Genomic DNA, 19,707 nt, shown 5'->3' with positions numbered 1-19,707 from the left:
TTTTATATACTTGTTGTGTGTGGAAACTGATAAGTACTATAAAATTGCTCCTTTCGCACCATTTATTAAACCCATCCAATTGATAATTAATGATCTTTTCATGCTTTTCGTCGATCTAAAAGATCTACACCCGTTTGATTTCCTCGGTTTTAACTTTCAACGGATCACAGGCCTCATCAAAGGCACCAGTTACATCAAGATACAGGCGTCTAAGAAGAGCCAAACAAAGCTGAAAAATAAAATCAGAGACATAGTGAAACACCGAACCTCAAATACACTTGGCGTACTGATAAATAAGGTTAATCAAGTTCTGAGGGGATGGAAACACTATTTTGGTGGGATAGGTTATCCCAGAGGTGTATTTTTCAGAATAAATGGATTTGTAGTAAACCGGTTCTATCGATGGCATCGTCGCTTAAGTCAACGTCGAAGCAAGTATCTATCACGAGGTGCTTACGAAAAATTACGCCAAGCTGGTCTTGAGTATTTACCCACGACAAGATGATAAGCAAAGTGAAGGGGCTGAGAGAAGTGTAACAACAGAGCCGTGTGAGGGAAAACCTCATGCACGGAATCGAAGAGGGGCTGCTGGATAAGCGATAGCGAAGCCAGTAGCCTACTCTACATAAACGCTTAAATAGCACAAAATTTAATCGTGAAAGATAAACAGCCCCTAGGTTAATGTTTTGTATTAAGCTCCAACACTTAGTACATTCAAGGTAAGTAATTTACTTTCCTCTAATACTTCCAAAATTTAGGGTGGAGTAATACTGCAACGGTCAAGATTTCTAATCGTCCAAGTAACATACCGATAGCCATCGCCCACTTGGCGATGTCCGATAAGCCAGAAAAGTTACCAGAAGGTCCGACTACTGGACCGAGCCCCGGTCCAACGTTACTTACCGCTGTAATGGCACCTGTAAAACTGGTCTGAGAATCTAATCCTGTTAGTACTAATACAACTGACAGCAGCACGATAACTGCGATGTAGAGAAGAATAAAGGTCACTAGGGAGCGGACAATATCGTCAGAAATGATCCGATTGTTGTAACGTTCTGAAAATATGCCATTGGGATGGATCTGTAATTTGAGTTGTTCGCGGGTGATGGCCATTGCAATTTGAAAGCGAAAAATTTTAATTCCTCCTGAGGTGGAGCCTGAGCAACTGCCTACAAACATCAAAAACAAAAAAGCGATATTGGCTAAGCCGCCCCAAGCACCGTAATCAGTAAGGCCATAACCTGTGGTGGTAACGACTGAAATCACGTTAAAACTCGCCAGTCTTAAGGCGTCAATTGGTAATATATCGTGTGTGTACCAAAACCATAGCGCTAAACTTACTGACACGAGAAATATAAATTTTAGAAAGCCTTTAACTTGGGCATCATTCCAAACTTTAAAGCTGCTTTGGCTGATGCATTGTACAAACAAAATAAGCGGTAACCCGCCTGCGGTCATAAACACGACAGCGACCCAGTGTGCGAGATTAGAAAATCCGGCCATCGACTTATCAGAGGTTGAATAGCCGCCTGTTGAAATTGTGGTCATGGCGTGGTTAATGGCATCAAACCAGTTCATGTAAGCTTGATGATAGGCGACAGTACAGGCGATAGTGAGCAGGATATAAATGAAAAACAAGTTTTTCGCCATGTTTTGCGTACGAGGAATGGCTTTGTCACTCCAATCCGACGATTCAGTTCGAAATAAACGCATACCACCGACATTGAGAAATGGTAATATCGCGACGGCCATGACAATAAAACCAATACCCCCAAGCCATTGCAATAATGAGCGCCAGATCAAAATGCTGTGATCCATCTCATCTAACCCAGACAGTACGGTAGAGCCTGTAGTAGTGATCCCTGACATGGTCTCAAAAAAGGCATCGCTATAGCCAATACCGTGATAAAAGGTAAAGGGAAAGGCGGCAAATAAGCTGACAACAAACCAAGTAAAGCTTGTCAGCAAAAACATCTCACGGATATTCAGATTGAGTGACGATTGGTGACCCTGATGTAGACAAAAACTGGCAAAAAGTCCCGTAATAACCGCCGAGATGAGGAAAGCGAGGCTGGTGTCTTCACCATAAACCAATGCGAAGCCTAGAGGGATCAGCATAAATCCAGCCATCATGGATAAGAATGTGCCAAGAGTAAAAATAACAGGACGAACATTAATCATGGATAAGAAACCTTCCTAACGTACGGATGGTTATACACAAAGGAAACAGGACTACCACTTCTACACAATTTAGTTAAGTATAAAAGTGGCAATTGACAAGTTTTACTTTAGATTATTGGACGATGAAATACTGTTGAATACATCACTTTCTGCGTTAAAAGAAAAATGCACTGGGTTGGAACAGTTTTTCGACTTCGCCAATGAATTTCTTGTTCACTAAGAATAGAATGACATGATCGCCTTGTTCAATAATGGTTTTATCATGAGCCATCAGTACTTCCTGCTCGCGAACAATGGCACCAATGGTTGTGCTCGGCGGAAGTTTGATATCACAAATTCGCTTACCGACCACTTTAGACGTGCTCGGATCGCCATGAGCAATGGCTTCGATAGCTTCAGCCGCGCCTCGACGTAGTGAGTAAACGTTACAAATATCCCCTTGGCGAATATGAGTCAGTAAAGCTGAAATGGTCGCCTGTTGTGGAGAAATGGCAATGTCGATACTGGCTTCTTGAACGATGTCGACATAAGCCTCGCGTTGGATTAATACCATGACTTTTTTAGCACCCATGCGCTTGGCTAATAGTGCTGACATGATGTTGGCTTCATCATCATTGGTGACGGCGATAAATACATCGGTTTGATCGATATGCTCTTCTTGTAGTAACTCTTGATCTGCGGCATCACCACAAAAAACAGTCGTGTTTTCTAATCGCTCAGAAAGCGCTTCGGCTCGCTCGGGTTTTGCTTCTAACAGTTTGACAGAATGATTGGGTTCCAATTTTTTAGCTAAGCCCAACCCGATGTTTCCACCGCCAGCAATCATGATATTGCGATATGAGTTGTCCAGTTTTTGCATTTCACTCATTACCGCGCGCACATGACGACTATCAGCGACAAAGAACACTTCATCATCGGCTTCGATGATGGTGGTACCTTGAGGCATAATGGCACGGCCTTGCCTGAAAATAGCCGCCACACGCGTGTCGATATTGGGCATATGTTCACGTAATGCAGCTAAGGCATTGCCTACTAATGGACCGCCGTAATAGGCTTTAATGGCCACTAGGCTTAATCGTCCTTCTGCAAATTCCAGCACTTGCAAAGCGCCGGGATACTCAACCAACCGGTGAATGTATGACGTGACTAACTGCTCAGGTGCAATGAGCTCATCAATCACAAAGCCACCGCGAAGGCGATTGTCAGAGCTTTTGAGCTCACTGTTGATAAACAACTTGTTTTTAAGGTTTAGATATTGCTCAGATCGTATTCGAGCAATTTTTGTAGGGGTGCCATAAAGTGTATAAGCAATTTGACAGGCGGACATATTGCATTCATCACTGTTGGTAACCGCAATCAGCATGTCAGCGTCTTCAGCGCCAGCTTGTTTTAGCACATCGGGATGCGCACCATGTCCAATAACCACACGTAAATCGAATTTATCCTGTAAGGAACGAAGTCTTACTTTGTCATTATCGATTAATGTAATGTCATTATTTTCACCGACGAGGTTTTCAGCCAGCGTACCGCCAACTTGGCCTGCACCCAATATGATAATTTTCATTGCCTACCTTGTTAGAGCAACATCCTTTGCCCTTATCCTTATTATTTGATCTTTATCGTTTTTTATGTAACTTAGCGTAATAAAAGCCATCCATATCGTCTTGATCTGGCGTGATCTGCCAACCGATGCTATTGCTGTCAGGTTGTTGGTCAATGGGCTCAAGCACAGCGTTGTCGGTTCGTGCTAAAAATGCTTCTATCTGTCGTTGATTTTCGTCAGGTAAGATAGAGCAAGTCGCATACAATAGCGTACCTCCCGGTGTTAACCATTGCCAGCAGTGATCGAGAATTTGTCTTTGTAGTTCAGCTAATTCATCAATGTCTTTCGACTTTCTTAACCACTTAATGTCAGGATGCCTGCGGATCACTCCGGTTGCCGAGCAAGGAGCATCAAGCAGTATGCGATCAAATTGCTTGCCTTGCCACCATGAGTCAATATTTGCTGCATCACCGTGCACAACTTGCGCGCTATGGTTTAAACGCTGTAAATTTTGTTCTACTCGCTCTAATCGTTTGGCATCAAAATCAACAGCGACAAGGTGAGCTTGTGGTGCAACTTCAAGAATATGACAGCTTTTACCTCCAGGAGCGGCACAAGCATCGAGGATCAATTCACCATTTTGTGGTGCTAGCAAGTGTGCAGCCCATTGAGCCGCAGCATCTTGCACAGATACGGCGCCATTATCAAAACCAGGCAGTTGGGAAACATCTTTAGCTTTAGCCAATAAAATTGAGTCGCTGCTGGCTCCAGCCGTCGCTTCAATGTCAATTCCATGTAACTCAGATAAATATTGTTTACGGCTTTGGGCCAAGGCGTTGTTGCGCAGCCACATAGGAGGGCGCTGGTGACTGTTTTCAATCACTTGTTGCCAATGTTCTGGATAGGCATCTTGCAGGCGTTTGATGAGCCATTTTGGCGTATTGAATTCAAGTACTGGGTTTTCGCAACTTAAGTCGGTTTGGGCGCGTTGAATATTACGCAATACACCGTTCACAACTTTTACCATGCCTTCAAATTTAAGTTGGCGGCACGCTTCAGCGGTTTCAGCAATCACAGCATGAGCAGGAATTCGAGTAAAATACAGTTGATAGCACCCAACTAATAGCACTTGGTGAATGATGCGTAGCTTGCCTTTAAACGGTTTACTTAAGCAATCACTGACACGTTTATCAATTTGTACCAAACGGCGCATGATGCCATAACAAAGCTCGGCCAATAGAGCTTTGTCTTTGGCGCTGGTCAAGTGTTGTTGCTGTTTTGGCAATGCGACAGATAACGAAATACCTTGCTCAAGTACGGAAAAAACGGCTTTAGCCGCTAAGGCTCTGACATTCATTTATGCGGTCTCATCTGGGCTTGCTAATTTACTTTGTAGTAAAGTACCGGGAATAAACCAGTCGGCACGACCATTGAGCATGTCAGCGCAAGAAAAAGGTTTTTTACCGGGTAGTTGCAAAGATAAAAGTCGAATTACTCCGTCACTGGTTGCCACGTCAATGCCGTTTTTATTGGCAGAAATAATGGTGCCGGGAGTTTGCTCTACCCTTGTCGACAATACTTCAGCTTGCCAGATTTTAATGGTTTGTTGCTGGTGTTTAAAATGACTGATTGGCCAAGGATTAAAGGCGCGCACTTCTTGCCATAATTGCTTGGCGCTCTTATTCCAATCGATTTCGGCTTCTTCTTTAGAAAGCTTGGCCGCGTAATTGGCTAATGTGTCATCTTGCTTCTCGGCGGTTAGTGTACCGGCTGATAAACCGTCGACAGCTTCAATTAACGCGTCAGGACCTTGCTCTGCCAGTTTTTCATATAAGCTGGCTGACGTATCTTCAGGTTGGATTTCAAGATGAGTTTTCAGCAACATGTCACCGGTATCTAGTCCTAAATCCATTTGCATGATGGTCACACCTGTGGCGGCATCTCCGGCCCAAATTGCACGTTGAATCGGAGCCGCACCTCGCCAGCGAGGTAAAATCGAACCATGAACATTAATGCAGCCCAATTTAGGTGTGTCCAGTACGATTTGAGGTAAAATTAACCCATAAGCGACCACAACCATAAGATCAGCATCTAATTGTGCTAACTCTTGCTGAGCTTCTTCTTTTTTCAAACTGGCGGGCTGGAATACGGCAATATCATGTTGCACGGCAAGCTGTTTCACTGGGCTGGCTTGGAGTTTTTTCCCTCGACCAGCTGGGCGATCAGGCTGGCTATAAACCCCAACCACTTGATGATGTGAGTTCAACAGAGCTTGAAGGTGGCGAGCGGCGAAATCCGGAGTACCGGCAAATATAATCTTTAATAGTTTCAACATGGTACCTATGAATACTGGCGACAATTAAGCTTCTTTAGCAGCCTGACGAGCTTCTTTTTCGAGTTTTTTCTTTATACGATCACGCTTGAGTGGTGACAAGTAATCAACAAATAATTTACCAATTAAGTGATCCATTTCATGTTGAATGCAAATCGCAAACAGTTCGTCAGCATCAACGGTAAACTCTTTGCCATGACGATCTAATGCTTTAAGGGTGACATTTTCAGCGCGTTCCACTTTGGCATAAATGCCTGGAACCGACAAGCAGCCTTCTTCGTTTTCAAAGTGGCCACTGCTGGTGACAATTGTTGGATTAATGAATACAGTTGGGCGTTCTACGTCATCTTGCAAATCCATCACAATAAGTTGTTTGTGAAAATTGACTTGTGTTGCGGCCAGACCAATGCCTTTTTCTTGATACATGGTTTCGAACATATCATCAATCTGTGTTTGCAGTGCATCATCAAAATCAGTGATAGGTTGAGCTACGGTGCGCAAGCGTTCATCTGGAAAACGTAAAACGGTTAAAATTGCCATAAAGTTACTCTAAGTTTGTTAAATCAAAATCAGTTTATTAAATCAAAATCAGTTTGTTGAATCTAAGTGTGTTAAATCACAATCAGTTCGTTATACTGATGTTTAGGTTAAAAATTGTCACATTGATAGTTTAATTTTAATCTTTTGTCGCAACCAATGACAGCAAAAGCTGATACAAAGAGCAATGACAACATGGACAGTTTAATGAAACGTTTAACTTATTTAATCTTAATGATGCTGAGTACCAGTGTTTTCGCTGATACTTTAGCTCTGAAAGAAGGGCATCCCCAGTCTTATGAAGTTAAAAAAGGCGACACCCTGTGGGATATTTCTGCTTACTTTTTAGATGATCCATGGAAATGGCCAAGGTTATGGGGAGCAAACCCTCAAATCGCCAATCCACATCTAATTTATCCCGGTGACATGCTGACGTTAGTATTCATTAATGGCCAACCTCGATTAGTGAAAAAACCATTGGTGCGTCGAAGTCCTCAAGGAAGAGTTATTAATAAAAATTCAGCGATACCTATGGTGGATTTGGCTTCTATCCAATCCTACATTTTACAAAATCGGGTCGAAAATGAATTATGGCTTGAGCAACAACCTCAAGTGATGGGCGGAGAAAGGGAATCTCGACATCATACAACAGGCGATATCATATACGTTGATGCCCGATTACCCATGGGGCAGAAACTGGGGATGTATGAAGAAGGTCGTATCTTTCACATCGATGATGAAGAGATTGAAGGTCATGATCGTGAGCTGATTTTAGCTTCAAGCGGCCGTGTTGTAGAAAGTGGTGACGTCTCAAAAGTTGAGCTACTCAGCAATTTACGTGAAACGAAAGCTGGTTATAAAGTACTGGCTATTGAAGATGAAGCGTTAATGTCAGCGTTTTATATGCCAACGGCTGCGACGTTATCACAGCCGGCTCATGTATTAGCCATTGCCGATGGAAAACGTGAAGCGGGTCATTTAGATGTGATCTATTTCGATCGTGGTAGCAAAGCTGGTGTGAAGGCGGGACAAGTACTTGAGCTTTATCTCGATGGCGAAGAAATAGCTATCGACAATGATGGTAAGCCAGTACAAGCCAGTGATCGCAGCTTGTATGACAAACTGATAGGCAGTACCTTTGCCGATAGGCAAGTGAAAATGCCAGATATTTATCGCGGTAATATATTGGTGTTCAAAACCTTTAATCATCAAAGTATGGGGCTCATCATGTTGAATGAACGTCCTGTTCGAGTTGGCGATAAGTTAGTGATTCCTGATTCATTGGTATTAGAAATTGAGTGAGCCAACAATCACTTGCTGATTGGTTAGTTGTTTGTGCTGTATCTGGACTTGGGCCGGTTCGAATTCAACAATTATTACAACGCATGTCGTTGCAAGAGCTTCGACATGCGCTGGAGAGTCGTCCTGAAGATTTGCCGTTATCGGCACAAATGATTGAAAAAATCAGCCTTAACCCTCAAAAAGTTGATATAGCGTTATCGTGGCTTGAGTCAGATCCACAGCATGTCATTCTAACTATTGACGATCCAACTTATCCTCCCTTACTCAAACAAATCACCGATCCACCATCGTTATTATTCGTAAAAGGGAATCTCGATACGTTAATGTTACCTGCATTAGCTGTCGTTGGTAGCCGCGCGGCAACTCCAGCGGGTCTAAAACTCAGTTATCAGCTTTCACAATCCTTAGTCGAAAATGGGGTAATTGTGTGCAGCGGTATGGCCGCAGGGATAGATGGTGCGGCTCATAGTGGCGCATTAGCCGCGCGCAGTGTATCAGGAAATAAAACCATTGCGGTTACTGGTACAGGCGTTGATATTGTTTATCCTAAGCGGCACAACACCTTATATCAAGACATCCAACAATCCGGTTGTGTCGTTAGTGAATTCTGGCCGAATGTTGGCCCTTTTGCAGGAAATTTTCCGAAACGAAATCGCATTATCAGCGGTCTAAGTTTAGGGACTTTGGTCATTGAAGCAAGTAGGCGAAGTGGATCATTAATTACAGCACGATTAGCGATGGAGCAAAACCGAGATGTGTTTGCGGTACCGGGCAGCACATTGAGCAGTCAAAGTCAGGGATGTCATGATCTCATTAAGCAAGGCGCGAAGTTGGTCGATTGTGTGGAAGATATTTTAGAAGAACTTCCATTAATTTTTGATCATCACCTTGAAGAAGTGAAAAAGCAGCACCATATCAAAGAACCTCAAGAATGTGATTTGCCATTTGCGTCACTCTTGGCTAGTGTAGGCTATGAGGCTACGGCAATTGATGCCATAGTCGAGCATAGTGGAAATACGATCGATCAGGTGTTGGAGCAGTTACTTGAGCTGGAATTACAAGGTTCAATTGCTTCAGTTGCTGGTGGTTACGTCAGACTTAAGAGGAGTTAGTCATGTTTGATATCCTCATGTATTTATTTGAAAACTATGTTCATGGTGAGACCGAGCTTCTCGTTGATGAAGGCGATCTTACTAAGGAGCTGACTCGTGCTGGTTTCCATCAGTCGGAAATAATCAAAGCGTTAAATTGGTTAGAACGACTGGGTGAATTACAAGATAAAGATGTACCGTATCTTCGTGATCATAATCAGCATTCTTTCCGTATCTATACTGAAAAGGAAATGGACAAGCTGGATGTTGAAAGTCGAGGTTTCTTATTGTTTCTTGAGCAAATTAAAGTGCTCAGTGTCGAAACAAGAGAAATAGTCATAGACCGAGTAATGGAGTTGGATGATAGTTGTTTGGGACTCGATGATCTTAAGTGGGTGATTCTGATGGTATTGTTTAATGCACCGGGACATAAATCTGCGTACGAGCAGATGGAAGACCTAGTGTTTGAGCAACCAGATGGACGGTTGCATTCATAAGGTTGATATAGAGCAATCGGGATAAGAAAGGAAGCGTAAGGCTTCCTTTCTTGATATGTAATCACTTCGGGTTTAGTTCCCCGCCCCTTTGGGCGAATTGACAGAAAAGGTTTGTGTTTTGTCAACCAGCGTAGGATAGTGTCCAGCGACTTTCACTAAGCAATAAAAAGGCGCTAGACTACCGATATACAAATTTGTCGTTACTTCGTTTCTCGCCTTCACTGGAGCGAGGTGATTCATTGCTTCGATTTGACAGTCTATTTACTAATTAGTTATCAGTGGTTTTTCTTAAACTAAAAGGGGAAAAATCCATGATGGTTTGTGCAGAAAGAGAACCTTTTGAATAATCGGTCTCAGCGTGAATTAATCCCCAGTAAGTGCCACCTTCTTGATTATGAAATTCGCAAATCTGCGATTTGTATTGCCAACTATCTTCAAATACTCTCCCTTTACAATCAAAATCAGTTTCACTAGGAACTGAGCCTTCTTTTAGAAACAGTTGGGCATCACCAAAAACATTTTGTCGTAAGGCAAAAAGCACATAGCCATTGGTGATACCGTCCTCATTGGCGGGAATTATAAATTTAAAGTAAAGAGAGTGTCCTGAAGGGTTACTAATATTTCTTTTAGGCTGATTCAGTTGTAAAGGTAATGGGTCGTCACTGCTGTCACCAGGATTAAAGGGCTGAAATTGATCAGTAGAATTATCGAGAGCTGTAGCAAACCCTGACATAGGCGCTAATAAAAAACCTGCGACAGCAATAGTGACCAGGCTGAATTTTTTATACTGCATAAATCCTCCGTTCAAACAATTAGTGGATAAAAAAATCCCGCAGCTCATTTATCAATTGGATCAGAGTTAAATTAAAATTTAATTATTACTGAATTTATTTTTATATGAATGAACGGCAAAATTTAGCAACATCATCGTAGTTCACTGATGAACTTTTTATAAAGAATATTTGCCGTATATATATAACTAATACCAATTACAGTAATTAAATACCCAACTCAGAGCTATGTATGTGTTCAAAGTACAAGTGAAATTGATGAAGACATAGTTACTACGGACATACAAACCTGTCGTTATTACATTGCTACTTTAAGACAATTTTGCGTAGTAATTTGGACACATACAAGCTCCCGAATGGCAAGGCTAAAGGATTCCATTACTGCGTTGCAAGTTTTTGAATTATCCCGACAAAAGCGCGAAGTGCGTTGAACGCTAGCTTTGTATGGCGGCCGTAGGGAATATAGTACCTCAAACTTGCGCCTTGTACTGAAACCCTTTAGCTCTTGCTGAATGGGAAGTTAATTGCTGTAATTGGTATAACAGTAATCAGTGTGGGGAGTAAATGATGTCATTGCTACATTTGGCTTTGGAGCCTACTGTTACACAATAGGCTAGGGGAAATTATGGTTATCTTGATTCAAGCCAAATCGATTATTTAATGAGTGTTGCAGGTTTTGATACTATCAGTAGTGAAAGTGAAGGGTGGCATTATCAACTGTCAGATATGATGATCCTAAAAATATCAGCTGAACGCTGAGTATATGAGTAACTGTTTGAGCAATAAGATGACTTTAATTGCTTTCACCCAATGAGTGAAGTGCTCTACGCTCACAAACTTGCTAAAATGACTGCTATCTGCGTTGTAACTTTTGCAAGTAGAATAAACTACTTGCTGCAAGCTACGCCTTACTACCAGCCATTTTTTCTACGCTTGAGAACGCAGTCAACTGATGTTTCTAGGATGATGTACCCGATCACCATTGATTTTTAGTCGTTAATACCACTGATTTATAAAGTATTAATAATGTTTATGTTGCTCACCAAATACCAGATGATCAGGGGTTAAATAATCCCGATAACTGTATCGGTCTTGCTTGTAAAGTCGACTGTTCGTTTTTTCTTTTGGCAAAGGATGTTGCTTAAGTAAAGCCGTTAACCATAAATGATAATCCTCTTGGTGGGCTGATAATGCTTTGAGTAGGTCTTTATAACCTGTGAAGTAATCACCTTTTAAATATTGGCTGAGTTGAACTAGGTCGGCTGGGTGCTTTTCTGCTAAGTATCGAACGGCGAGATAACTCCATTTATAAGTTCTGTCTAAACCATCTTTATATGTAGTCGCAAAAATAGTGGCCAGATCGGGCGCTTTTTCAAAATTCTCGTGAGCGACTTTAAATGCTTTTTGATTTTCATCTCCTTTAGAAACATATTCCGCTAAGCCTTCTGACCACCACACCATGCTGTCAGGAAAGTGACCGAACTTGCCATATTTTACAAAACGACCATCAAGATAATGTACGTATTCATGATTTAAATTCCAGATGGCGAATTTAGGTTCTATCCACCACTGCCTGAAGGCAAAAAATCGTGCTTGGTTACCCACTTTTTGAGGAGTGCCTTCTAAATACATGCCACCGTTGTTGGTGCGAATATCGTAAAATAGTTGTCCATAAGCGTTGTACTGACTCCAATTTTTAAATACCACAACCTCTAATGCATCGCTGTTGTCGTTAGCTGTTGGCTGTAGTTGCGACTCAAGCAATTGATGAAAATAAAACTCTTGTGAAGTGAGCTTGGTACAAGACTCTTCCAGTTCGCTCTTAGATAAGTCTTGGTGAGTAATAAAAAGCGTCATGGAGCAATCGTGGCGATGAGGAAGAACAGAAGTTAATTCTGGTATTCGACATAAACTCGCGTTGTCTTCACATAATTTTTTCCCCGCAGAGGTATTGACGTGATAGCCCAAAGTAAAGGCATCTTGTGCCGCCTGTTGACGCAAAGCAACATCAGCGGTAGCTATTTTTGCAATCCCATCATCAATGGCTTGCTCTTGCTGTGTTGTTGAACCATCAGTACTGGAAGGCAAGGTTAATCGGTACATAGCTAAAGCCCAATAAGCATTTAGTCTCGGCCAATCATTATTGTTTCGAATGCTGTTAGTACTGGCGGCAAAGCGTAGCAATGGCTTATCAACACGGTGCTCAATTAATAGCTTTGCCAATTCACCTTCAGGTTTGGTTCGAGCGACATTAAGCAATAGCCCGTATGTGCGGAGGGTTTCCCATAAGGCGATGTCATTGATATTGGTTATGTCGCTGTTTTGTAAATGAGCCAATTGGCGACTCAGTACCGGAAATAAAGAAGTGAGTGATGACGCATATTCGTCTTTGTTTAGATATCGATAAACAGTTACGGCCAACTGCTCTTGAAAACGAGGGTTTGTATTGATATTGGTATCTTGAGCGAGCAAGACTAATTGTGAAGCCAGTTGCCGCCTTTGAGTTTCTGTGAGCTCTTTTTGAGGTCCGAAATAACTGTATGCACGTAGGTAATAAAGTAAATGATTAATATCGGCTATTGATGATTTTGTGTTCAGAGCTAATAGGACTTGATCAAAAGTGTCAGGTTTGAGCAATGGCTGTTCGGCTGAGAACAGATCTTGAGGCTCGAGTTGGATGACAGATTGGATTGCTAGGTGGTCAATCTTATTTGGGGTGTTCGTTGGAGGAGTGCTATTACAAGCTCCAAGGCAGATGACGGCTAATATCGTCATGGCCAAAAAATGAGGTTTTTTTAACACGGTGGATATCCTTATTATGGTGATTGACGGTTAAATATCTCTCTTTGAATACAATATACAGAAGTTGATGGGTGATTGACAGCCAACACATTTGGTACCATCGCTCGGATAAGATAAAATAGTCTGCAGAGTTTGCTCCATCACTGAATACAGCAACGGGCTAAGTCAATACATGTCAAAAATAGATCATCAATTGTTTCAAGCTCATGAACATGCGTTAGAGAAAGAGTACGAGTGTTGCCCTGACTGCGGCTGTGAATTATCGGTAAAACACAGCCAAAATGGCAGTTTCTTAGGTTGTAGTAACTACCCAAGTTGCCAATATACTCGGCCGCTTGTACAACATGAATCGATTGAAACTCAACTAATCTCAGGATCAGAATGCCCTGAATGTGGACATGAATTAGCCGTTAAATCCGGTCGATTTGGTATTTTTATAGGGTGCAGCAACTACCCAAGCTGCCATCACATCGAAAAACAAGATCAAAGTGTTGATGAACGTGACGTACCATGTCCTATTTGCCGTACGGGAATGATGGATCATAGAACAAGTCGATATGGTAAAAGCTTTTATGCCTGTAATGCATATCCTAAGTGCAAGTATTTGGTGAATTTTAAGCCTATTGCCCATACCTGTCCTGATTGTAATTTTGGTATTCTGGTTGAGCGTCATATGCCGGCGGGTACACGGTTAGAGTGTCCTCAAAAAAGTTGTAGATTTAAGCAATCATTATCGTAACCAATACCGATTTATCCGGACTACTTTAACAATAAAGGCTCATTTTGAACCAGAAATTACAACCTCAACAAGCCATCCCAGTGATACAGTCTGGTGGTATCATTGCCTATCCCACTGAAGCCGTTTACGGACTAGGCTGTGACCCTGATAATCTTGCGGCATTGAATCGATTACTGATCCTTAAAGACAGGCCGTGGCAAAAAGGGCTGATCATTGTCGCCAGTGACTGGGAGCAGTTAACCGATTACGTCGACTTTGCAAAGATGACCGATGAGCAAATGACCGAAGCCAAAAGTAAATGGCCTGGCCCTGTGACACAAGTGATGCCTGCAAAAGCTTCTGTGAGTTCAAAACTAAAAGGCAGTTTTAATACCATTGCTGTTCGTATATCAGCGCATTCTATTGTGCAGCAATTGTGTCAATCACTGGGTAAGCCTTTAGTGTCTACCAGTGCTAATTTGGCTGGTGAGCCGCCAGCACTATCGATTGAGCAAATTGAGCATGTATTTGAGCATCAATTAGATGCGATCATACTCGGTGAGCTCGGAAATCAAAACCAACCATCTCGCATCATTGATGTACTTACGGGGCAGGTTTTACGCTAGCTATACGTGGTAATTGGAATGCCCTGTAAGTGATCTATTCAAGTATCAGGGCAAAGAATGAATAAAAGGAAACTAATACATGAGTGTCGTTAACGCCGAAGTGGTCAAAGCGTTTCTATTACAGCTGCAAACGAATATTTGTCACGAAATCGAAAAGCTGGATGGTGGAGCATGTTTTGCGAGCGATAACTGGAAGCGCGAAGAAGGCGGTGGTGGCATAAGCCGAGTATTAACTCAGGGCAAAGTTTTCGAACAAGCTGGAGTGAACTTTTCTCACGTGGCTGGTGCAAAAATGCCGGCATCGGCGACGGCACATCGACCTGAATTGGCAGGCCGCAGCTTTGAAGCCATGGGCGTCTCTCTCGTTATTCATCCAACCAACCCTCATATTCCAACTACTCATGCTAATGTACGATTTTTTATTGCTTATAAAGAAGGTGCAGATCCTGTGTGGTGGTTTGGAGGTGGGTTCGATTTAACGCCATACTACGCCAATCGGGAAGATGTGATCCATTGGCATCAGACGGCAAAAGATTTATGCGATCCATTTGGTGAGCAAGTTTATCCAAAATACAAAAAATGGTGTGACGATTACTTTTACTTGCCTCACCGTAATGAAACGCGCGGAGTTGGTGGATTGTTTTTTGACGATTTGAATCAAGGCGGATTTGATAAGAGTTTTGATTTTATGAAAGCTGTAGGTAATGGTTTTATCGTGGCTTATGCTCCTATTGTTGAACGCCGCAAAAACGATGTATACACTGAGCATCAACGCCAATTTCAGCTTTATCGTCGCGGTCGTTATGTAGAGTTTAACTTAGTCTATGATCGCGGTACCTTGTTTGGCTTACAAACAGGTGGGCGCACAGAGTCAATATTGATGTCAATGCCGCCGTTGGTTCGTTGGCAATACGCCTATAAGCCTGAAGTAGGATCACCAGAAGCGGACTTATATGGACATTACCTCAAACCTCAAGAGTGGTTAGGCTGATTTCGCATATGATCGGCTAATGTTGAAACAGCCTGAGAAATCGCTTGCCGATGTTCAGGCTTTTTAACATTTTTGTGTAATGATTTTGCACCACAGATTTTCTTGTAAGTATTTGATTTTTAGGTTGCTTGCTCTGAGAGGTTTGGGTTTTGTTGAGTGAAAAATAGTTTAAACCAGTTCATTTTTTATGACGCTTATTCGAGATAATAAAGTCACTATTATTTCGAATAAGCGCCTTGTCTAAGCGGCAGTTTACTCTTGTTGAAATCTTGCATCTTCAGGTAACACGGGTATTTATGTAATGAGCAAAATTATATAGGAAAAACAGATGTCAGATAGCTATGTTGTGATTGGAAATCCGATAGGGCACAGCCAGTCGCCTTTTATCCATCATCAATTTGCACAACAATTATCCCATGATATTGAGTATTCAAAGCTGCTTGCTCCTACAAACTCTTTTAAAGCATCTGTAGAAGATTTTGTAAAAAAGGGAGGCAGAGGTGCGAATGTCACGATACCATTCAAGGAGCAGGCGCTTGAAATTTGCCAAGTTTTGTCAGAAGAAGCTCGAGCAGCAGGGGCGGTAAATACCATAACGGTATCTAAAGACGGAACATTGAAAGGCGACAACACCGACGGATACGGGTTAGTCACTGACTTACGTTTGAATTTTGGCACATTGCAAGATAAACGAGTCCTGATCCTTGGTGCTGGTGGCGCAACCCGAGGATGTTTATTACCACTGCTAAAAGAAGAAGTAAGAGCTATTGTTGTGGCTAATCGTACTGAGTCAAAGGCTGTAGCAATAGTTAACGAGTTTAATCATAAAAAATTATTCTCATCAAATTTTGATGACTTAGCGAAAGAGCCTGAGTTTGATGTCATTATCAATGCGACGGCAGCAAGCTTAAATAACGATATTCCCGCTATTCCATCAGAAGTTATACATGTAGATATTCACTGCTACGATATGGTTTATGGCAGCAAACCCACGGCGTTTTTAGAGTGGTGTCGTGCGAAGGGGGCAAATAAAGTCGTTGATGGACTTGGTATGCTTGTACATCAAGCGGCAAAAAGTTATGAAATATGGCGTAATAAAAAGCCGAATGCCTCAGACGTATTATTAAAATTAAGAAGTAAGTTAAGAGAAACCCAATGAATCAAAGTGTCATTTTTACTGATAGTTTGGAATTTAACACAAAACAGAACACGATAAAGTTTACTGCACAGAGTATGGGAGTAGATATTCCTTGTTACATTTCTACAAAGCAGTTAAGTGCATTATTGAATGAAAAAGTAGAGCCTGAGAAGGCCATGGAAGTGGCGGAATCATTTCGATTTGATATAGAAGAGCACTTTGAAGAAAAAATTGACGCCGAAGAATTCGATGAAAACGGCGCCGTTTTCTATTAAATAAGCTTACTCGTTAGTCTCTGCGATATATTCATTCTTTAAACGAACATAATGAGCGGCAGAGTAACTTAAGAAATTGCGCTCTTTATTCGTTAAAGGGCGTACTTGCTTAACAGGGCTGCCAACATAAAGAAAACCACTTTCTAAAACCTTACCTGGCGGAACTAAACTGCCTGCACCAACCATAACATCATCTTCAATAATGGCATTATCTAAAATAAGTGTCCCCATACCGACTAATACTCGATGACCAATAGTACAACCATGCAGCATGGCTTTGTGGCCCACGGTCACATCGTCACCAATTGTTAGTGGATAACCGTCGGGATTGGATTCAGACTTGTGAGTAACGTGAAGTACGGTACCATCTTGAATATTACTCCTTGCACCAATTTTTATAGAATTCACATCACCACGCGCCGCCACCATCGGCCAGATACTGACATCGTCATCAAGATAAATATCGCCCACAAGAACAGAGCTTGGATCAACATAAGTATTTTCCCCAATAAAAGGGCGTATTCCTTTATAAGAATGAATGGATGACATAACAATAGAACCTAATGAATGAGTAACAATGAGCCGAACTATACCGAATCAAAATTAATATAGCTAAATTCGCATAAAAACCAGTCAAAAAAGAGAAAAAACAAGCATTGTAGTTTGCTTTTTCAGCAGGCAAACCATGAAAGGAAACTTTCTTCAAAAAAGCCCTTGCGCTAAATCAGAATCTCCCTATAATGCGCATCCACTGACACGGCACAGCAGGCATTGCAGAGATGAAGCAGCAAGCAAGACGAGTCAAGGTTTGAAGGAGATTTAATCAAATTCAAATCGGTCGAAAAAACTTTGAAAAAAATGTTGACGACCACAGGGAAGTGCGTAGAATACGCAGCCCTGACCCGCTGAGAATAACGAAGTCGGTCAAAACGCTCTTTAACAATATATCAAGCAAATCTGTGTGAGCACTCACAGAGATTGACAAAATCGAAACTGTATTGGTTTATCACTTCGGTGAATAGATTAAGCAGTCAAAAATTTTCTCAATTAATTGTGTTCACGCAAACTTTCAAAGTGATTACTTACGTTAAGTAAATAAGCATTTTGAACATGCAAATTTGGTTTACTTTCCTTTTCATAAAGAGAAGTAAGTCAAATCGACAGGATTCATTGAGTAAGTCTTCGGACTTAAAATTAAACTTTAATTGAAGAGTTTGATCATGGCTCAGATTGAACGCTGGCGGCAGGCCTAACACATGCAAGTCGAGCGGTAACAGAGAGTAGCTTGCTACTCTGCTGACGAGCGGCGGACGGGTGAGTAATGCCTGGGAATTTGCCCAGTTGTGGGGGATAACAGTTGGAAACGACTGCTAATACCGCATAAACCCTACGGGGAAAAGCAGGGGACCTTAGGGCCTTGCGCAATTGGATAAGCCCAGGTGGGATTAGCTAGTAGGTGAGGTAAGAGCTCACCTAGGCGACGATCCCTAGCTGTTCTGAGAGGATGATCAGCCACACTGGGACTGAGACACGGCCCAGACTCCTACGGGAGGCAGCAGTGGGGAATATTGCACAATGGGCGAAAGCCTGATGCAGCCATGCCGCGTGTGTGAAGAAGGCCTTCGGGTTGTAAAGCACTTTCAGTGGGGAGGAAAAGTTGTTGGTTAATAACCAGCAGCCGTGACGTTACCCACAGAAGAAGGACCGGCTAACTCCGTGCCAGCAGCCGCGGTAATACGGAGGGTCCGAGCGTTAATCGGAATTACTGGGCGTAAAGCGTGCGCAGGCGGTCTGTTAAGTCAGATGTGAAAGCCCCGGGCTCAACCTGGGAATAGCATTTGAAACTGGCAGACTAGAGTCTTGTAGAGGGGGGTAGAATTTCAGGTGTAGCGGTGAAATGCGTAGAGATCTGAAGGAATACCGGTGGCGAAGGCGGCCCCCTGGACAAAGACTGACGCTCATGCACGAAAGCGTGGGGAGCAAACAGGATTAGATACCCTGGTAGTCCACGCCGTAAACGATGTCTACTCGGAATTTGGTCTCTTGAAGACTGGGTTCTCAAGCTAACGCATTAAGTAGACCGCCTGGGGAGTACGGCCGCAAGGTTAAAACTCAAATGAATTGACGGGGGCCCGCACAAGCGGTGGAGCATGTGGTTTAATTCGATGCAACGCGAAGAACCTTACCTACTCTTGACATCCAGAGAACTTTCCAGAGATGGATTGGTGCCTTCGGGAACTCTGAGACAGGTGCTGCATGGCTGTCGTCAGCTCGTGTTGTGAAATGTTGGGTTAAGTCCCGCAACGAGCGCAACCCTTATCCTTATTTGCCAGCACTTCGGGTGGGAACTTTAGGGAGACTGCCGGTGATAAACCGGAGGAAGGTGGGGACGACGTCAAGTCATCATGGCCCTTACGAGTAGGGCTACACACGTGCTACAATGGGCAATACAAAGGGTTGCGAAGCCGCGAGGTGGAGCTAATCTCATAAAGTTGTTCGTAGTCCGGATTGGAGTCTGCAACTCGACTCCATGAAGTCGGAATCGCTAGTAATCGTAGATCAGAATGCTACGGTGAATACGTTCCCGGGCCTTGTACACACCGCCCGTCACACCATGGGAGTGGGCTGCAAAAGAAGTGGGTAGTTTAACCTTCGGGAGAACGCTCACCACTTTGTGGTTCATGACTGGGGTGAAGTCGTAACAAGGTAGCCCTAGGGGAACCTGGGGCTGGATCACCTCCTTATCGGCACGATTTTGTTGTTTTTGTAGAGTGTTCACACAGATATGCTTGATATAAAGAAAGAATAAAAGCTCAAAATAGACATTTTTGAGGATTTTGTGCGTTAATCAAGGCACTTGAAGAGACTCACAAGGAGTGAACA

The 19,707-nt window shown here is 42.6% G+C and carries 17 protein-coding genes and 1 rRNA gene; 10 read left to right on the top strand and 8 right to left on the bottom strand.

Annotated features, from left to right (window positions below):
- The first annotated feature begins 100 nt into the window (after nt 1–100).
- The gene (locus E2I05_RS20580) at nt 101–505 is read left to right on the top strand and encodes a group II intron maturase-specific domain-containing protein (RefSeq protein ID WP_133309825.1); all 405 of its coding nucleotides are present in this window, start codon (nt 101–103) and stop codon (nt 503–505) included.
- Between the two features lie 233 nt (nt 506–738).
- Here E2I05_RS20580 and E2I05_RS20575 read toward each other — a convergent pair whose 3' ends face one another.
- The 5 genes from E2I05_RS20575 to def form a co-directional block, all read right to left on the bottom strand.
- Nucleotides 739–2,181, bottom strand: a complete 1,443-nt coding sequence (locus tag E2I05_RS20575; RefSeq protein WP_121854363.1) for a TrkH family potassium uptake protein — start codon at nt 2,179–2,181, stop codon at nt 739–741.
- A 154-nt stretch (nt 2,182–2,335) separates the two neighbouring features.
- On the bottom strand, nt 2,336–3,745 hold the full coding sequence (gene trkA, locus E2I05_RS20570; RefSeq protein ID WP_121854362.1) for a Trk system potassium transporter TrkA: 1,410 nt from the start codon (nt 3,743–3,745) through the stop codon (nt 2,336–2,338).
- Nucleotides 3,746–3,797: 52 nt separating this feature from the next.
- Nucleotides 3,798–5,081: a 16S rRNA (cytosine(967)-C(5))-methyltransferase RsmB gene (gene rsmB, locus E2I05_RS20565; RefSeq protein WP_121854361.1), complete on the bottom strand. Its 1,284-nt coding sequence runs from the start codon at nt 5,079–5,081 to the stop codon at nt 3,798–3,800.
- Nucleotides 5,082–6,056 (bottom strand): methionyl-tRNA formyltransferase, encoded by a 975-nt coding sequence (gene fmt, locus E2I05_RS20560; RefSeq protein ID WP_121854369.1) that lies wholly within the window; start codon nt 6,054–6,056, stop codon nt 5,082–5,084.
- A gap of 27 nt (nt 6,057–6,083) precedes the next feature.
- Nucleotides 6,084–6,596 (bottom strand): peptide deformylase, encoded by a 513-nt coding sequence (gene def / locus E2I05_RS20555; RefSeq protein WP_121854360.1) that lies wholly within the window; start codon nt 6,594–6,596, stop codon nt 6,084–6,086.
- Nucleotides 6,597–6,788: 192 nt separating this feature from the next.
- Between def and E2I05_RS20550 the strand changes: the two genes are divergently transcribed.
- Genes E2I05_RS20550 through E2I05_RS20540 form a run of 3 tightly spaced genes read left to right on the top strand, consistent with a single transcriptional unit; the run spans nt 6,789 to nt 9,483 of the window.
- The gene (locus tag E2I05_RS20550; RefSeq protein ID WP_121854368.1) at nt 6,789–7,895 is read left to right on the top strand and encodes a LysM peptidoglycan-binding domain-containing protein; all 1,107 of its coding nucleotides are present in this window, start codon (nt 6,789–6,791) and stop codon (nt 7,893–7,895) included.
- Nucleotides 7,892–9,007, top strand: a complete 1,116-nt coding sequence (dprA, locus tag E2I05_RS20545; protein ID WP_446500446.1) for a DNA-processing protein DprA — start codon at nt 7,892–7,894, stop codon at nt 9,005–9,007. Before E2I05_RS20550 ends, dprA begins: the two co-directional genes overlap by 4 nt.
- 2 nt (nt 9,008–9,009) lie before the next feature.
- Complete coding sequence (locus E2I05_RS20540; protein WP_121854359.1) at nt 9,010–9,483, top strand: DUF494 family protein; 474 nt, start codon at nt 9,010–9,012, stop codon at nt 9,481–9,483.
- 268 nt (nt 9,484–9,751) lie between these two features.
- On the opposite strand, the gene E2I05_RS20535 is transcribed toward E2I05_RS20540, so the two are convergent.
- Both E2I05_RS20535 and E2I05_RS20530 read right to left on the bottom strand, forming a co-directional pair.
- The gene (locus E2I05_RS20535; RefSeq protein ID WP_121854358.1) at nt 9,752–10,276 is read right to left on the bottom strand and encodes a hypothetical protein; all 525 of its coding nucleotides are present in this window, start codon (nt 10,274–10,276) and stop codon (nt 9,752–9,754) included.
- Between the two features lie 1,018 nt (nt 10,277–11,294).
- Nucleotides 11,295–13,076, bottom strand: coding sequence for a collagenase (locus tag E2I05_RS20530; protein ID WP_243641112.1), 1,782 nt, complete (start codon nt 13,074–13,076; stop codon nt 11,295–11,297).
- Nucleotides 13,077–13,248: 172 nt separating this feature from the next.
- On the opposite strand from E2I05_RS20530, the gene E2I05_RS20525 reads away from it, so the two are divergent.
- The 5 genes from E2I05_RS20525 to E2I05_RS20505 all read left to right on the top strand — a co-directional run bounded on the left by E2I05_RS20525 (nt 13,249) and on the right by E2I05_RS20505 (nt 16,824).
- Nucleotides 13,249–13,815 carry a DNA topoisomerase family protein gene (locus E2I05_RS20525; RefSeq protein WP_121854357.1) on the top strand — a complete coding sequence of 189 codons (567 nt, stop codon included), beginning with the start codon at nt 13,249–13,251 and terminating at the stop codon, nt 13,813–13,815.
- A gap of 41 nt (nt 13,816–13,856) precedes the next feature.
- A complete protein-coding gene (tsaC, locus tag E2I05_RS20520; protein WP_376707905.1) occupies nt 13,857–14,420 on the top strand; it encodes an L-threonylcarbamoyladenylate synthase type 1 TsaC in 564 nt (187 codons plus the stop codon).
- Between the two features lie 79 nt (nt 14,421–14,499).
- Complete coding sequence (gene hemF, locus E2I05_RS20515) at nt 14,500–15,411, top strand: oxygen-dependent coproporphyrinogen oxidase (protein ID WP_121854356.1); 912 nt, start codon at nt 14,500–14,502, stop codon at nt 15,409–15,411.
- Nucleotides 15,412–15,739: 328 nt separating this feature from the next.
- Nucleotides 15,740–16,570 (top strand): shikimate dehydrogenase, encoded by an 831-nt coding sequence (gene aroE / locus E2I05_RS20510; protein WP_121854355.1) that lies wholly within the window; start codon nt 15,740–15,742, stop codon nt 16,568–16,570.
- On the top strand, nt 16,567–16,824 hold the full coding sequence (locus E2I05_RS20505; RefSeq protein WP_121854354.1) for a DUF1488 family protein: 258 nt from the start codon (nt 16,567–16,569) through the stop codon (nt 16,822–16,824). Before aroE ends, E2I05_RS20505 begins: the two co-directional genes overlap by 4 nt.
- A gap of 6 nt (nt 16,825–16,830) precedes the next feature.
- Here E2I05_RS20505 and E2I05_RS20500 read toward each other — a convergent pair whose 3' ends face one another.
- A complete protein-coding gene (locus E2I05_RS20500) occupies nt 16,831–17,373 on the bottom strand; it encodes a gamma carbonic anhydrase family protein (protein ID WP_121854353.1) in 543 nt (180 codons plus the stop codon).
- A 653-nt stretch (nt 17,374–18,026) separates the two neighbouring features.
- Between E2I05_RS20500 and E2I05_RS20495 the strand changes: the two genes are divergently transcribed.
- Nucleotides 18,027–19,568: ribosomal RNA gene (locus tag E2I05_RS20495) — 16S ribosomal RNA — on the top strand.
- The last annotated feature ends 139 nt before the right edge of the window (nt 19,569–19,707 follow it).

The sequence above is a fragment of the Parashewanella spongiae genome, from assembly GCF_004358345.1.
Classification (GTDB): Bacteria; Pseudomonadota; Gammaproteobacteria; order Enterobacterales; family Shewanellaceae; genus Parashewanella; species Parashewanella spongiae.
This window is presented reverse-complemented; position numbering and strand designations above follow the sequence as displayed.